This window comes from Bacillus sp. USDA818B3_A (assembly GCF_009928415.1).
Lineage (GTDB): Bacteria > Bacillota > Bacilli > Bacillales > Cytobacillaceae > Neobacillus.
Genome location: NZ_JAABNN010000005.1, coordinates 249,217 through 265,140, shown reverse-complemented (window position 1 = coordinate 265,140; position 15,924 = coordinate 249,217). Strand labels below are relative to the sequence as shown.

13 protein-coding genes are annotated in these 15,924 nt (G+C 39.7%); 7 read left to right on the top strand and 6 right to left on the bottom strand.

From position 1 onward, the window contains the following. Positions 1 to 7 precede the first annotated feature (7 nt). Positions 8 to 1,363 (top strand): LLM class flavin-dependent oxidoreductase, encoded by a 1,356-nt coding sequence (locus tag GXK58_RS12480; RefSeq protein ID WP_160723268.1) that lies wholly within the window; start codon positions 8 to 10, stop codon positions 1,361 to 1,363. A 132-nt stretch (positions 1,364 to 1,495) separates the two neighbouring features. Here the strand turns inward: GXK58_RS12480 and GXK58_RS12475 are convergent, their stop codons facing one another. Both GXK58_RS12475 and GXK58_RS12470 read right to left on the bottom strand, forming a co-directional pair. Continuing rightward, positions 1,496 to 3,037: an AbgT family transporter gene (locus GXK58_RS12475; protein WP_237389648.1), complete on the bottom strand. Its 1,542-nt coding sequence runs from the start codon at positions 3,035 to 3,037 to the stop codon at positions 1,496 to 1,498. A 42-nt stretch (positions 3,038 to 3,079) separates the two neighbouring features. Further along, entirely contained in the window at positions 3,080 to 4,441 is a 1,362-nt protein-coding gene (locus tag GXK58_RS12470; protein WP_160723264.1) for a M20/M25/M40 family metallo-hydrolase, read from the bottom strand. Between the two features lie 307 nt (positions 4,442 to 4,748). On the opposite strand from GXK58_RS12470, the gene GXK58_RS12465 reads away from it, so the two are divergent. The 4 genes from GXK58_RS12465 (at position 4,749) to GXK58_RS12450 (ending at position 8,646) form a co-directional block, all read left to right on the top strand. After that, positions 4,749 to 5,981, top strand: a complete 1,233-nt coding sequence (locus GXK58_RS12465; RefSeq protein WP_160723262.1) for an NAD(P)/FAD-dependent oxidoreductase — start codon at positions 4,749 to 4,751, stop codon at positions 5,979 to 5,981. Between the two features lie 204 nt (positions 5,982 to 6,185). Continuing rightward, a complete protein-coding gene (locus GXK58_RS12460; protein ID WP_160723260.1) occupies positions 6,186 to 7,340 on the top strand; it encodes a ParM/StbA family protein in 1,155 nt (384 codons plus the stop codon). A gap of 16 nt (positions 7,341 to 7,356) precedes the next feature. After that, on the top strand, positions 7,357 to 8,070 hold the full coding sequence (locus GXK58_RS12455; protein WP_160723258.1) for a hypothetical protein: 714 nt from the start codon (positions 7,357 to 7,359) through the stop codon (positions 8,068 to 8,070). A gap of 78 nt (positions 8,071 to 8,148) precedes the next feature. Beyond that, a complete protein-coding gene (locus GXK58_RS12450; protein ID WP_160723256.1) occupies positions 8,149 to 8,646 on the top strand; it encodes an AAA family ATPase in 498 nt (165 codons plus the stop codon). 527 nt (positions 8,647 to 9,173) lie between these two features. On the opposite strand, the gene GXK58_RS12445 is transcribed toward GXK58_RS12450, so the two are convergent. From GXK58_RS12445 to GXK58_RS12435, 3 genes are read right to left on the bottom strand one after another with little or no spacing between them, the layout of a single operon-like run. After that, entirely contained in the window at positions 9,174 to 10,418 is a 1,245-nt protein-coding gene (locus tag GXK58_RS12445; RefSeq protein ID WP_160723254.1) for an MFS transporter, read from the bottom strand. Continuing rightward, the gene (locus GXK58_RS12440) at positions 10,406 to 11,647 is read right to left on the bottom strand and encodes an ATP-grasp domain-containing protein (RefSeq protein ID WP_160723252.1); all 1,242 of its coding nucleotides are present in this window, start codon (positions 11,645 to 11,647) and stop codon (positions 10,406 to 10,408) included. The genes GXK58_RS12445 and GXK58_RS12440 overlap by 13 nt, the downstream gene beginning before the upstream one ends. Beyond that, positions 11,640 to 12,893, bottom strand: a complete 1,254-nt coding sequence (locus GXK58_RS12435) for a hypothetical protein (RefSeq protein WP_160723250.1) — start codon at positions 12,891 to 12,893, stop codon at positions 11,640 to 11,642. The genes GXK58_RS12440 and GXK58_RS12435 overlap by 8 nt, the downstream gene beginning before the upstream one ends. Positions 12,894 to 13,104: 211 nt before the next feature. On the opposite strand from GXK58_RS12435, the gene GXK58_RS12430 reads away from it, so the two are divergent. Further along, positions 13,105 to 13,812 (top strand): response regulator transcription factor, encoded by a 708-nt coding sequence (locus GXK58_RS12430; RefSeq protein WP_160723248.1) that lies wholly within the window; start codon positions 13,105 to 13,107, stop codon positions 13,810 to 13,812. A gap of 163 nt (positions 13,813 to 13,975) precedes the next feature. On the opposite strand, the gene GXK58_RS12425 is transcribed toward GXK58_RS12430, so the two are convergent. Continuing rightward, positions 13,976 to 14,332: a hypothetical protein gene (locus tag GXK58_RS12425; protein ID WP_160723246.1), complete on the bottom strand. Its 357-nt coding sequence runs from the start codon at positions 14,330 to 14,332 to the stop codon at positions 13,976 to 13,978. A 151-nt stretch (positions 14,333 to 14,483) separates the two neighbouring features. Here GXK58_RS12425 and GXK58_RS12420 point away from each other — a divergent pair, with 151 nt between their 5' ends. Continuing rightward, positions 14,484 to 15,917 carry a sensor histidine kinase gene (locus tag GXK58_RS12420; protein ID WP_160723244.1) on the top strand — a complete coding sequence of 478 codons (1,434 nt, stop codon included), beginning with the start codon at positions 14,484 to 14,486 and terminating at the stop codon, positions 15,915 to 15,917. Positions 15,918 to 15,924: the final 7 nt, after the last annotated feature.

Genomic DNA, 15,924 nt, shown 5'->3' with positions numbered 1-15,924 from the left:
ATGAAACATGACTGAAAATAATCGCGAAATGAAATTAGGCGCATTTTTTATGATTCCTGGACATCATGTCGCAGCTTGGCGCCATCCAAAAGCGGAATCTGATCAAATCATGAGTTTTGATTTTATAAAAAGACTGGCCCAAACAGCAGAGCGTGGAAAGTTTGATATGGTTTTTGTTGCCGATAACTATGCGGTAAGAAGGAACAATCAAAAGGCCCTTGGCCAAACCGTGAATACGTTATTTGAACCCTTTACCCTTTTATCCGCGCTATCTGCGGTAACAAACCATATTGGATTTGTCGGTACGGTATCAACTACTTTTAATGAACCATTCAATGTTGCCCGCAGATTCGCCTCACTTGATCATTTAAGCGGCGGACGTGCAGGGTGGAATGTCGTCACATCCAGCACTGACGTAGAGGCCCAAAATTTCAATTTAGAACAGCAGCTCCTTCATGAAAAACGTTATGAGAGGGCCGAAGAGTTTGTCGACGTGGTCACGAAGCTATGGGATAGCTGGGAGGACGATGCTTTAATTATGGATAAAGAGGCGGCCCAATTTGCGGATCCTGCCAAAATACACGCGATCAATCATAAAGGAGAATGGTTTTCTGTTGCGGGTCCATTAAATATATCCCGTCCGGTGCAAGGGCATCCTGTTGTGATCCAGGCTGGTTCTTCAGAAGCAGGGAAGGAGCTTGCGGCGCGGACAGCAGAGGTTATCTTCACTGCATGGCAGACCCTTGAAGAAGCACAAGCCTTTTACGTAGATGTAAAAGGAAGAATGGCAAAATACGGCCGCTCACCAGAGGAACTGAAAATCATGCCTGGGATTTTCCCAGTGATTGGAAGAACGGAGGAAGAAGCAGAAGCTAATAAGATCCTGCTTGAGGAACTTATTCCGGTCGAAGCGGGGTTATCTCTTCTGTCTGGAATGATAAGTGTTGATTTATTAGGCTATCCGGTAGATGGGCCTCTCCCTGATTTGCCTGAAGTGAGTGAGATAAATGGCGGGAAAAGTCGTTTCCAATTATTAAAGGATCTTGCTGATCGTGAGGGATTGACGATCCGCCAGTTGTATCAACGGATAGCCGGTGCCCGCGGACATCGGGAGATTAAAGGGACACCTGAACAAATTGCAGACCAAATGCAAGAATGGTTTGAAAATGGTGCAGCGGATGGGTTCAATATCATGCCTCCGTATTTGCCTGGTGGTCTGGAGGAGTTCGTCGATCTGGTTATTCCAGTACTGCAGCAACGCGGATTGTTCCGTACAGAATATACAGGCAAGACATTAAGGGAGAATCTCGGCTTAAAACGGCCAGTTAATACACTTATTGAGTCCATAAAAGAAACGGTTTAATCTCGTGTCTTTTAAAAAATCCTAGTTAATTAAACCTTGATTAGTTAAAGAGCGCAAAGTATCGACCATTATTGATCATTACTTTGCGCTCTTTTTTTTTGCCCTAATAGTTTAATAATCAGCTTTTAACTCCTATTTCAAATACATTTCTACCCCCGGTCCAATTGGAATATTTAATAAAGCAAAAACGACAAGCATAATAATCCAAACAACCAGAAAAGCAATCGTATATGGAAGTACTAAGGCGATATGAGTGCCCAATCCTGCTTTTTTGTCATATTTGATTAAGAAGCCAAGCATAACAGCCACAAACGGATTAAGCGGAGTGATCATGTTGGTGACCGAATCCGCGATTCGATAGGCTACCTGAGTATAAGCAGGGTTGAAACCCAACACCATAAACATCGGTACAATAATCGGAGCCAACAACGACCAGAGTCCGACCCCGCTTGTTACAAATAAACTCGAAAGGACAGTGACCAATACCAATAAAATAATTGCTGGCAGCCCGGTCAAATGCATCGATTCTAACAGCTCCGCTCCATTGACAGCCGTAAACACAGTTAGATTACTCCATGACAGATAAGCAATAAATTGCGCAATGAAAAAGGCTAGGACAATAAAACCGGATAGATCCTTAATCGACTCACCCATCATTTTGACTACATCTTGGATTCCCTTTATTTTTTTCACAGTAATTCCATATGTTAGGCCGATGACAATAAAGAAAAGCAAAATTATTGTGTTGATTCCGTTCATAAATGGTGAGGCGGCAATACTGCCATTCTCGCCCCGAAGCGGTGAATGGGGGACGGCTAGCGTCAAAATAATCAGCCCCCAAAACAAAATGGCGGAAAGAAAGGTATTCCGTATTGCCTTCCTTACTAGAGGGTCCTTGTTCGTTTCATCGTCTAAATCAATATGGACGTCTCCTTGATAGTTTCCTAACCTTGGTTCCACGAATTTATTATTTACAAACGCACCGACGATGGTGAGAACGAAAACAGATATGCCCATGAAATACCAGTTATCGACGGTATGCACGATAACCTTTGGGTCAATGGTATGTGCAGCCTGTGTGGAAAGACCAGATAGGGCGGCATCAAAGGATGAAACCACAAGATTGGCTGAAAAACCGATTCCGGTTGCGGCAATACCCGCTGCCAGCCCAGCAATCGGATTCCTTCCAAACAGGTGAAAAATCATCGCCGCCATGGGTGGAACAATAATGTAGGCGGAGTCTGCCGCGATATTGCTCATGATGCCGATAAAGAAGACGGCGTATGTAATGAAGCCTTTTGGAGCTCTAATTAGTGTTTTTTTAATAGCTGCTTCAAATAAACCTACTTTTTCTGTCAATCCTACCCCAAGACCAAGGACAACTACGATGCCTAATGGTTTAAATTCAACAAAGTTGCCGATTGTGGAGGATAACATATATTGAAGACCTTCCGCGGAAAGCAAACTTTTTACGATAAGTTCTTCTTTCTTTCCAGGAACTATTACACTAGTTCCTAACAGATTAAGAATCCAGGATGCTATCATGACAAAAATAGTTAAATATAAGAAAATTAAGACCGGGTGGGGAAGCTTGTTTCCCGCACGTTCTACCCCATCTAATAGAAACATGTATTTAGGGCGCTGCTGTTTCATGGTTGATTGACTTTGACTCATCTGTAAACCTGCCTTTCTCATCTCAAACTCTCTAAACTAGTCTCATTTATTTTTTGCATATTCCCCAAGCGCATGAAGTACATGGCAAGTGGATTTGATGCCATTAAAAAAGTAATCCATCCGTATATTTTCATTAGGAGCATGGTTTCTCTGATCAAAATTTGCATATGGAACAATCATCGACGGGGCTCCTAAAATTTTTGTCCAGACATAATCCGGAAGTGACCCGCCAAGACTCGGCTGAATGAGCGGTTCCTCACCATGAGCAGTGCCAATCGCTCTAGTCACCACCTGGACGACCTCAAGATCAGCCGGAGTTCTGGACGGTTTCATTGACCCCAAATACTTGACTTCGATGTCAGGGGCATGTATTTTGACATGCTGACAAAATTTTTGATAAATGTCCATCGGGTCCTGATCGGCAACCAAACGGATATCCATTTTTAAACTAGCGGTAGAAGGAATAATGGTTTTTAAACCCTCTCCAGCATGACCGCTTTGGATGCTGTTAATATTAAACGTCGGCTCCATCGTCAGCTTTTGATAATACGTTTCGCCATCCATATCGAGTTGCGGATAGCCCATTTTTCTGCCTATATCTTCGGCATCAAAGGGCAGGGTTCGAAGCAGCTCCGCTTCCCGCTCAGTTGGCTTTAGAATATGATCGTAAAATCCTTCAATTAGTACATGGCCATTGTTGTCACGCATCGTTTGCAATAACTCGACCAGTTTCCAAACGGGGTTCGGAACAATATTGCCCGCATTTCCAGAATGATTATCCCATTCAGCGCCCTTTGCTTCTAACTCAATTGCTAACATCCCCCGTACACCAAGTAAGATAAGTGGGGAGCCGCTTGGATGGGAGGAGCCGTCTGCTGTAAAGACAAGGTCCGCCTTCAAAAGTTCCTTATAGGTTTCGACAAAGGATGGGAGATGAACACTTCCCATTTCTTCCTCGCCTTCAAAAACAAACTTGATATTGATCGGTAATTCTTCAAACACATCCAGGTACGTTTTTATTCCAAGAAGCTGAGCCATCAGCTGGCCTTTATTGTCACCAGCTCCTCGAGCAAAGACTCTTCCTTCTCGGACCTCGGGTTCAAAGGGAGGGGATAGCCAATCCTCGATGGGCTCGGGAGGCTGGACATCATAATGGCCGTAAATCAGCAGAGTAAAGATGTTTGCATCCTTCATATATTCACCATAGACAACTGGATGCCCTTCTGTCTCTAAAATCCTAGTTGTAATACCAATTTTCTCCATCATTATTGAGAGGAGTTGAGCACATTCTCTAATCCCTATATTCTGAGTACTAATGCTTTTTTGTTGCAGCAGCGTAAACAGCTGTTGCAAATATCCTTCTTTTCTTTGTAAAATCAGCTCTTCCACATTGTACAGACTCATTTTCTGACCTCCTTTCGTAAAATAATCTAAATACTATTAATAATTAGAATAATAGTAATATATTATTATATTAACATGTTGAAAACAATGGAAAAATAGGGAGTAGATAGCGTCGTTTTCAAAAGGATTACAAAGAGGGTAAAAGGTCCTATCCTTATTCGATAAGACCTTCTATTTTTTGTGAGGCCTAGAATCTTTTTATCACTAAGATTGAATAAATTAATAATAATTTCATATTTTTTTAAATAGAGTAGTAAATTAGTCTCAAATAGTTAAGAAATTTTTGAAAAGAAAATGGAGTGATACGATGCATAATAGCTTTGATGTAATCATTACAGGAGCAAGATGCGCTGGTTCGACGCTCGCGTATTATCTTAGTGAGGCAGGCTTCAAGGTTCTGCTGGTTGATCGTGCGACTTTTCCGAGTAATACGTTATCCACTAATACCTTCTTTAATAATACAACAGCCCTGTTAAGAGAAATCGGTGTTATGGACCAATTATTAGCAACAAATGTGACCTCGGTTCGGGCCATTAAATTTCAGTTCGAGGACACCGTAATAGAAGGCCCTATTCCTGAGGTTGAGGGAGAGGATACTGCCTATTGTATTCGAAGAACATACCTTGATGATATTTTGTTGCAGCATGCAAAAAAACAAAAGAATATAACAGTAATTGAGGGATTCCGTGTAACGGATGTCGTTTATGATGGAGAAAAAGTAATCGGTGTGAAAGGGGCGGACGGATCTAAAAGAGAACAAGAATACCGGGCTCGATTAGTAGTGGGAGCTGACGGAAGAAACTCCACGATTCGAAAACTAGTAAATAGTCCGCTTAAAGTCAGCAGTCCTTCAACAGTTGCTGTCTACTTTGGCTATTTCAGCGGTATTCCTCATGATCCCGAACCTAAATTTGAGATATACAAAAGAGAAGATAAGCTGGCCATTCTTTTTCCTACAAATAATCATTCCTATGTAGCGGTGGCAAATTTTCCATTAGAAAATAAAAACTTAATGAATAGCTTTAAACAGAATCCAGAAAATAGTTTGCAAAGGTTTTTAAGTGACTATTTTCCAAATACAACAATAAGTGATCGGATAAAGGATGCCAAACTGACTGAACCGATTAGAGGATTGATTGGCTATGAAAATTACTGGTACCAAGGGATGGGGAAGGGTTGGGCATTGGTTGGGGATGCCATTTGCTTTAAGGATCCCGCTATGGCACAAGGTATCCATGATGCGATCTATGGTGCGAAAATTTTAGCAGATACCCTAATCAAAAATCGCGGTCAATTCGACCAATGGGAAAAGATAGCTGATGATTATCAACTCTCAATGGAAAATGAGTTCATGGTTCGTTTTTATATGGGATGCGAACTTTCCAAGAATGAATTAATCACCGAACAACAGGATGCAGTTAATAAAATCATCAGCATTCATCCTTCGGTAATAGAAAAGTTCTTCGGGATTTATAACTATGCAAACGAGCCGGCTGATTTTGAAAAGGAACTCAAACAGATTATCGAATCTATTTCCTAATTCAATCATAATATCTAAACTGAAATTGATTCCAATAAAAAATTAAGTTTACCAGCCTTCTTTGCTCTGTTAGGAACTCTACAGATCAAAGAGGCTTTTTTTGCGGGAATTATCATAATCTAAAAAACTATTAGCAAATTTAGACAAATAGATGAGAAGAATATATACTTATTATCAGGAAAAAACATGAAAAGAGGAGAAAAAATGGATATAAAACGTCAGAATGTCGATTTTGGTAATTCTATCTTTCAAACACTTGTGGATGGTTATTATTTTGAGATTCCTACCAATGTTGTAGAAATAACGAAAGAAAAGGCAGAAGGCCATTTTCCGTCTACCTTTAATGACCCCCAATTCCTTCTTCAAAATATGCTCATTTCAACTACGATTGACGGTACAGAAAAATATTATTTAGTGGGCGATTCTGCGGAAAAACAGGTGTTAGGAAACATTCATATCAACAAGCTTCATGATAAAACAGAATCTGAGATTCCCTATGTGATGTTCCTGGCGTCAGTCGCCTATTACCATGTATTAAAAGAAAGCAGCCATGAAGATAACCATGTAAATATTAATTATTTTTCAACCATGCTCCCCATCTGGTTACTAAAGAAAACAAACAAGTTCAGTGATATGCAGAATAAAATGGCCAGCAGGTTTGCAGGGGATCACTGCGTCGCGATTTTAACTCCAGGATTTGAGAGAAATGTAACGATCCACGTCGAAACAAGCAAATGCCGGATTGAAAGCGAAGTGGCTCGTTGGGCCATTAAAAAAGATTTTGATTTACAGGATCGTGAGGAAGCCAATTCATTTAATCATGTTGAAACCCTAATAGTCGACTTAGGGGGAGGGACCGTTGATCTAGCCTTGCTCCAAGCTGGACTTCAGTCACCTAAGAGCAGGGACTCATTGAACTGCTTCACTGACATTTCATATTTAAAACACATCGAAAAACTGAGAAACGAAAAGTTTCTCGAGTACTTTGATGATGTTCGCTCACTAGAAGAATTCATCATCAATAATATAGAGAAAACAAAAATGGAGCAGCGGGATGGAAATAGCGGTAAAACCGTTGATCTTACCGAGCAAATCCATGAGTCATTAAGGGAATATACGCAAATTTTATTAACAAAAATTGAAAACACATTCCCATCACCGAAAGATAAGGTTTATAAATATGTTTATATCGGTGGAATCGCCGGTATCCTTAAACGATTCATCGAAGAATCGATTGATACAAGGTATGGAACCGAAATTAGAGAGCAAAATCATCTGTTCCTGCCTGATGCAAGAAAGTTAAATTTATATGGTCTAGAAATATTAAGCAGGCATGAAACAAACGTAGTTTCCGCATAAGAGGGGAGAAGACCGTATGAGCAACAAAAATCAGCTTGGTAATAAATCTGCTGTCGGATCACACAATATCTATTCAGATCTGACTGCACAGATGTTTGCACCATTTTACGCTCTATCAAACTTTTTTTTACCTCCTGCTACTCGTCAAACGGATGCAGTCAGATCAAAGAATTTGGAATCAGGCAATAAAAACGAACGTGAAAGTATGTCTTTAAATACCTTGAAAATCTCTCCTAGGGTGTATTCATTTCTTGAGCAAAAAGCACAGGAGAATGAGTTGGAGGATTATATCTCGAATCTTGTTGAGCAGGATTTGGATCAATTGAAAAAAGACGAGACACTAGCATTAATCGATACTCTGCGTGAAGAGTTTTTAGGTAAGATCAATTTACTTAAACAGGAATTTGCCTCTGGTCCGGCTGCTAATCCTATTATGACAGGGGCCCTCCAGGCAAACGAGTTACGGGATTTTATCACGAAGCTCGGGGAGCAAAAATTGGATAAGGATCAATTCCAAGCTTTGTTAACGTCCTTTCGAAGCGAGCTCTTAAGTGAAATTAACCAGCTTAAAAATGAACTTACTTATCGTCCTGTTGAACCGACTCATCCAGATAATACAAAGCTTGCTATGGAAGATGCTAAACAAGTGGATGATATTAAAGAGGGGCAATTACTCAAAAGTGATCAAGTGACAGGCACTATTAATGAAGTGATTGAAATTGATTTTTAAAATAGGAAGTAGCAGAGTGATGTTAAGTGGTTCGGTATAGAGGAGGCAGCAACTGAAAAAACACGGGGAGAGGAAAATATGAAACAATTGGGGACGCTCTACTTTTTCTGTGGAAAAATGGGTGCAGGAAAATCAACTAAATCAAAACAATGGGCGATAGATAAAAATGCGGTACTGTTGTCTGAGGATGAATGGCTTTCATCTCTTTACCCCAATCAGTTCACATCATTTGAGGACTATCTAAAATTCTCTGCACAGCTCAAACCGTTGGTGAAAAAGCATGTCCAAAACATATTAAGTACCGGTACAGATGTAGTGATGGATTTTCCAGCTAACACTCAAAAACTGCGAAAATGGTTTTTGGATTTGGTATCAGAAGTCAATGCAGACCATCAACTCATTTTCCTTAATTTAAATAACGAGCAATGCCTGCGTCAAATTGCACAAAGGCGTAACGAACAACCCGAAAGAGCAGCTTTTGACACGGAAGCGATGTTTATTCATGTCACTAGTTTTTTTGAAGCGCCAAAAGAATCTGAGGGTTTAAATATTTTAGAGATCAGCGGAAAAGAATAACAAGAAGTTCAACACAGCTTTTTGGAACCATAAAGAACAAGTTTTCGGTTGGAGCCCGCTCTGATAAATTAAACGGAAAAATTCCGCTTAAATAGTAACTATGATTAAAAAAGGCTTAAATAGACGGAGAAATTCCGTCTATTATCTTAAAAAGTGCAAAAGTGGGGGATTTTTCAATGCATAACCGGAAAACCTCCCCTTATTTACTCCGAAATGAGCTCCATTCTAAATTTAACCGGAAAACCTCCGCTTATTTAACTTTTGCTGATTACTCGATTAAGGGCAAGACATCTTATTAAAAAGGGAGTAATTTTCATCCTCAAAAGTCCAAGAGAACCTCATTTTGATGCATTACGTACGGTGAATCAATTCACAGGTAAGTGAGGTTTTATATAAATAAGGTTTTGGTATTCCTACTAAAGAAACTCGCCAATTACTATGGCGAGCTTTAATCTCCTATATTCCAAAACGATACCAATGCGACTGTCATTTCGGCACCTTAATTTATAGGATTTCCACCTGGGTATCTATTTTACTGCTTCAACAGTGTTGCACTCAGACTCTTTTGCGGGTAATAGTCTATCAGAAACAATATACAAAATAATGGATCCAGACACGATGATTAAACCAATCGCATGAAATACAAGGGAAGGGGAAACCTTTTCACCTATATAGCCAATAATCGCATAGATAACAAACCCAAATATGGACGTTAAAGTGTAAATCATACTGTTCACTCGGCCTTGGTAATGGGTTTCTACCTGTTCATGGATTAACGTACTAAACAGGGTACGCGCCTGCAGGAGCGTCGTTCCGAACAAGAGGAAAATAGCACCTCCAGAAAAAATTCCTTCCATCAAAGGGATCATTCCAAAGAAGACTCCCATTAGCAGCAGGCTGATCGACATAAAATATTTCCTGCCAAACCAAGTAATCATAGTGGTTAAAGTAATTCCTCCAATGATCGCTCCCCAGGCAAAAAACGAATCTAGTAATCCCAAAACCTCTGGTCCCATTTTCATATCATTTCGAATGAACGGGACACTTAAAATATTATAAATTTGAATGGTGAACTCTGTTACGGCAACCAAAACCGCGATTTTTAATATCGTTTTGTTATCTCTTACATACTTTAAGCCATCCCTTAATTCACCGAAGAATGAGTTATACCCTTTCCCAATTTTGGATTTAGGATTGACCATCCCTTTTCGCGTGAAAAAGATCATAAAGCTAGAAGCAAATGCAAGTATTGAATTAGCAAGAATGGTATTTGCTCCTCCGATTAAGTGTAGCAGGAAGCCAGCAATGACCGAACCAATCAACATTCCTAATTGCATAGCTACACCAGCCATAGAGTTTGCCGATAGTAATTGATCTTTAGAAAGCATTTCTCTCATGAGTCCCTTTGAGGCTGGATAATATAAGCGGTCTGCTATGGCCATGAGAAATGAGATGCCATAAAGGACGGGGAGATGAAAGGTCCCTGTGAGTAAAAGAATCGGCACAGTGAGCAATAGAATCCCTTTCAAGCCTTGAATGATTACTACAATCATTCTTCTATCCCAATTATCTATTAACACCCCGAAGAAGGGTGAGAGAATAATGACTGGTAAGGTTGACAAGGAGAACAACCAGCCCAGGGAAGACGTGGATTCCGTTAGGTCCAGTACTAACCAAGACATAGTGAATAAGTGAATGCCTAATCCAATGTTTGATAGCGTATGACTGAATAGATAGAGAAAGAACGGCCTGAACTTGATTAACTGGAGCATACGATAACTCCTTCATTTTGCTCATCTTCTATAATAAATTGGATCTTGCTAAGGGCACACTGCGCATTACTCATGGCGGCATCTGTGTTTTCTCCTGTTGCCAGTACGCAAGCGGAACGGGAGAAGGAGTCTTTCATTCCAGTAATTTTATGTCCTTGTTTTTGCAAGATTTCAACTCTCGAAACTCCTGCTGTCGAGTTTGCTTCTTCTTCACCTAGAATTTCTTTCACTACCCCAGTCGTAGAAGGTGTTCCATACCAAATAGCAGCTGATTTTTTCATGTTTGGCGTTTGGGGAATCTCGTTAATAATACTTTCACCCATCGCTTGTTTTGCCCATAAATCTAGTAATTCTATTCCACTTGCCATATGGATTAACTCTGGAATAAAGTCTCCTCCTAAGCGGGTATGGGTTTCGATGATTTTAGGACCATCGCTTGTTAACATGATTTCCGTGTGGCTTGGGCCATGCGTTATTCCAATAGCGGTGAGGGCATGTTGAACAAATTCATGAATGGAGCGTTCGTAATCAAAATACACCCCTTGATAAGGAAGTCGATGGCCGACTTCAACAAAATGTTGTTCCTCTTTAAATTTTTCAGTGATACACATGATTTTATGAATCCCGTTCTCCGAAAAGGCTTCGACACTAAATTCTTTTCCCTCTAAGTATTCCTCTACAATCATCCCGGAACCGAAATCTGCCGTTTGGTACCAGCCTAACGCATGTTCTAATTCCTCTGCGTTTTGAATTTTAGCTACGCCAATGCTTCCCCAGCCATCAACGGGTTTGATGATAATAGGATATCCATGCTTTTCACCGAAACTAGCAATCTCTTCAGGGCTGTTAACAATGGTATTTTTTGTTTGATCCACACCATATTCTCTTAAGATGGATCTCATTATGATTTTGTTGCGGGTTCTCTCAATCACAATGGGGTCTAAATAGGTTAATTTTAGTTCTTGCGCAATATAAGCAGCCTTTTCTTGATCCATTTCATGGAAGCAGGCGATGCCATCAAAAGGGTCTTGTGTTTGGAAAAAGGCAGCAATCTCCATCCACTCAATCATGCTCTTATCTTTTGGTACACCAATGATACGGTGGTAGGTTTCTTTCTCATTTGATTTAATTTCAGAAGATACGTTGATCAGAGTAATTTTAGCCCCTAATTTTTTTAACCGTTTATGCATAATACTAAATCCACCAATTACTAAAATATGTTTACCCATGTTTAATCAAAACTCCCTTCATTTTTTGGTTTTCTGATTCTTTAATAAACTGAATCGGGTCCTTCATTCGGTCTGTTTCTGAGAAAGAGTAACATTCATTTCTAAACTGATGTTTTTTTATCTTTGGCGGGCATGACAAAGAAACCCCTTCTTGCAAAGCAAATTTTTCTAGCCATTCAAGTTTTAGACCTCGTTCAGACTCCCATTTTTGTAATTCTTCCATAGACATATTGTTTTGCTTAGCGCGTAAAGCTTTTATAAATGCTTTTTTTTCTTTTAATATTTGATTGGAGGCAGTCGTCATTTTAGTCATCCATGTCTCACTAAGTTTTTTGTATTCGATTACGTTTAAATAACCTAGGTGAAACAAGCATTGGTTGGCAGCTAAGGTCAACTTTTCTCCTAATTCCTGAGGAAGTTTTTTTCCTGCAATCGTTACGGATAGCTGACGAACCATTTTTTTCAATGCATGACCAGCACCTTTAGATTCAAACGCAGCCCCATCTACTAACAACGCAACGATTGATCGAATATGATTGATCCATAAATTTTTATCGTAAAAGGATAAATCTGCAAAAAATTCATGGTTGTTGACAATATTCGATAAGGGAGCAAAGTATTGATCTTGATAAAAGGTAGGAAGGCCTTCTCTTACAAAAGAAAGTCGTTCCATAAAAAAAGCACTATCTACGGATAGAGTGCCATTTGATTCTATAAAGCCAATAGAACCAATAGGAATGAGCCCATGCCGATAGGGGTAGAACATTTTTACATAATAGCCAGTCGGTCGACCGTTTCCTAAACTGGTCTCCAGACTTTGATTCCAACTAATCACACGATTCGAGGAAATACCTAGCGATAGAACATCATTTCTTAATCCAAGTTCATATGGTGCAAGAAAAATCAATTTACCTGGGTCTCCGTTAATGGCTTTGCAGACAAAATCTATGGCAAATCTTAACGCTTCCCGGCCGTCTGTATCTCCAAAACGAAACATTGATAACATTACTTCAAATGACGTTGATAAGGGATACTTGCCAATCTCCTGCAGCCTTTTGCTCGAGAATATTCTTTGGGCGGCCACATAAGCTGCCGGAGTGTGTTGTTTTTTTTCAAATAAATGCATGTGTGCCATGACAGCAGAGCCGATATAGTATGTGTCCTGGTTTTCTCTTACCAGGGACACTTCTGGCAAAATGTTATAATTTCTTTCTTCTCCCATACGAAAAAACAATTGACGAATCAACTTTTTCCACCTCTTTTATCAATTTGTTACAAGTTTGGTTTGCCTTGCTTGATTATTATGTTAAGGTTCGAACCTTACAAGTTTATAAACAGCAGCTTAAAAATGAAATACACCAATCTTACAATTTTTGATAGGTCTAAAAATGGCTGGCAGGGAATATCAGTTGGGCATGGAATTTATTAAGGATGTGTTTATAGGGAGGAATCAGTATATGGATGGAAGAGTGTTAATTATTGAGGATGATGATGCGATCGCTAGTGTGATAGGGACGTATCTTAGGAAAGAAGGATTTCAAACCGAATGGATTGATAATGGGCATGATGCTCTTACAGCTGCATCATCCGGTGAATGGGACTTAATTTTATTGGATGTGATGCTCCCGGGATTGGATGGGTTTGAAATATGTATGAAGCTGCGGACATTACGTATCGATGTACCGGTGATTTTTCTTACTGCTCGTGGAGAAGAAGTAGATCAAGTTTTGGGTCTTGGTCTGGGGGCAGATGATTATATAACGAAGCCATTTTCAGGTTTGGCGTTAACTGCAAGAGTGAAGGCACATTTGAGGCGTTATCGTGAATTAAAAGGAAACCAAGCTAACAATGAAACCGATGTGTTAATTTTCTCTGATCTAGAAATCGATCTTGGGGCATGTGTGGTCCGAAGGGAAGGCCGTGAAATCACATTATCTGCTAAAGAGTATGAATTACTCCGGTTCCTTATCTCCCGCCCAGGGCAAGTATTTACGAAGGAACAAATTTTCAGCAACGTTTGGAGTGATGGATACTATACCAGTGATGATAATACAGTAATGGTACATATCCGCCGGCTCCGTGAGAAAATCGAGGCAGACCCGTCCAAACCTCGGTATGTAATAACCGTACGTGGTCTAGGATATCGCTTTGCAAAGGATGCCTAATGGAAAGAACATAAATTTGTAAGCTTCTATTTAGGTTGATGTAAGATTGTCTCCTTATGATTGTTAGAAGGAGGTGTATCGATGATGAACTCAATGTCAATCGGGAAATATGAAGGACTTATATAAAAAAAGGTATGCCCCTGGCATACCTCAAATGGTTTTATTACCAGAAAATAGGGAGCCACGGCCATGACCACTGGCCGTCACCTGGTTTACGATGAGATACTTTCCCTTCTGGTAAGTTAATTTCAAATTCAATATCATATTCATGATCGGATCCCTTATATGTAAGGTAAACCTGATAACTCCGGTTTCCTAGATCGATGATCACAATCTTTGATCGATCAATTTCGTATCCAGAATCGCTTAACGCTTTTTCGCCCTCCTTAAAAGTAGAAGAGGAAAACAATAAAGCCTTTACTTGATTAATCTCACTTGGATTTTCCGCAGCAAACGCTGGAGTTGCAATCATGCTTAATAGAAGAATAAGACAAATAACTAATCGGTTGATAGAAACCATATGATACCCCCAATTTGATATTTAAGAATAAATCGTTTATTGGCCAATATTTATATTTTACAAGAAAACTAGGAAAATGTTAACAATTATCCATTAATATTGACCTATATTTTTATAAAATTAATAATCTTCAGAAATAGGAGTTTTCTATATGTTTAAAAAACTAAAAGTAAAGATGGTTTTCGTTTATATCGTGGCCGTGACATTGGCCTCCGTCTTTTTTATTTTGTTTAGTATGCTTTATTCCTATTTTCGTGGTCCATCGATGGCATATAATCTCCTTGCTGACTTAAAAAGTTCATCTTCGGAAAGAGTAGAAAAAATTGAAACGGCATTAAACCATAACAATGAATCAAGGATTCAAGAGATCTTTATGCCTAAAAAAATGTATCCTGGGGAACGAATTCAAGTAATAAAAATGGATGGTTCCGTTCTCGCTGATTCTCATCCGGGATTAAGCAAAAACGAGGAAGACACCATCCCTATACAAGAAGCCGTAGATTATCTGTATCTTTATTCAAAACAACTTTGGGAAGTGAAGTATGTAGATAAGCTGCCTTTTGTGGTTGAAATTAAAAAAGATGGTCAGATTTGGGGGTTATATATTATTACGATCCCTTCGAGTTCAATCCCTAACGTTGATCATATAACCTCTCCGCCGGGCACCCTTTTTTGGGTAATCAGTCTACTTATAACGATCATACTCATTGGTTTTATCCTTCTTTCTGTTTACGGCAGGATTTTGGTAAATCCTATATTGAAGCTATCTAGCATTGTGGAGCAATTTGCCCATGGGAATCTTAGCGCACGAGTGGAATTTAAAAGAATGGATGAAATTGGTACGCTTGGCCGGGATATAAATGTGATGGCAGATAATCTTCAAAAAGCGAATAGGAAGATTGAAGAGTTGGATAAAGCCCGCCGGTATATGGTAGCGGCGGCTTCTCATGACCTTCGAACTCCCCTTACAGCTGTTCTTGCCCATGCGGAAGCATTAGAAAATGGAATTACCGATAATCCTCAAGCATCACTTTCTGTTATCCATAACAAAGGATTATTACTCAAGGGGTTGATTGACGATCTATTTGAACTTGCCTCATTAGACGCACATCAGGAACAATGGGATCGAGTTCGGTTGAATCTAACAGAATTAGTTCGACGGGAAGTGGTGGCTATTTTCCCAAAAGTAGAGACCTCAGGAATTGAGATAGATATTGATGTACCTGAAGAGGAGTATTGGGTGAACATCACCCCAGGGAAGATTGAACGGGTAATTAGTAATTTTTTAGAAAATGCTCTTAAGTATGGGGCTATTGGAAAGTGGATGAGGGTTCGTCTGTGTTCGGAGAACAATTGGGTGCGTGTGGAAGTAGCAGATCGTGGATCTGGTATATCACCTGAAGAACGAGAACGGGTATTTGATCGTTTCTATCGTTCCGATACCGCGCGAACAAGTCGAATGGGGGGGAGTGGTCTTGGATTATCTATTGCACGTGAAATCATTCTAAGGCACGATGGAAGAATCGGAGTAGATAGTCCTGAGGAAGGATATACATGCTTCTGGTTTGAATTACCTATGATTTAAAGTGAAA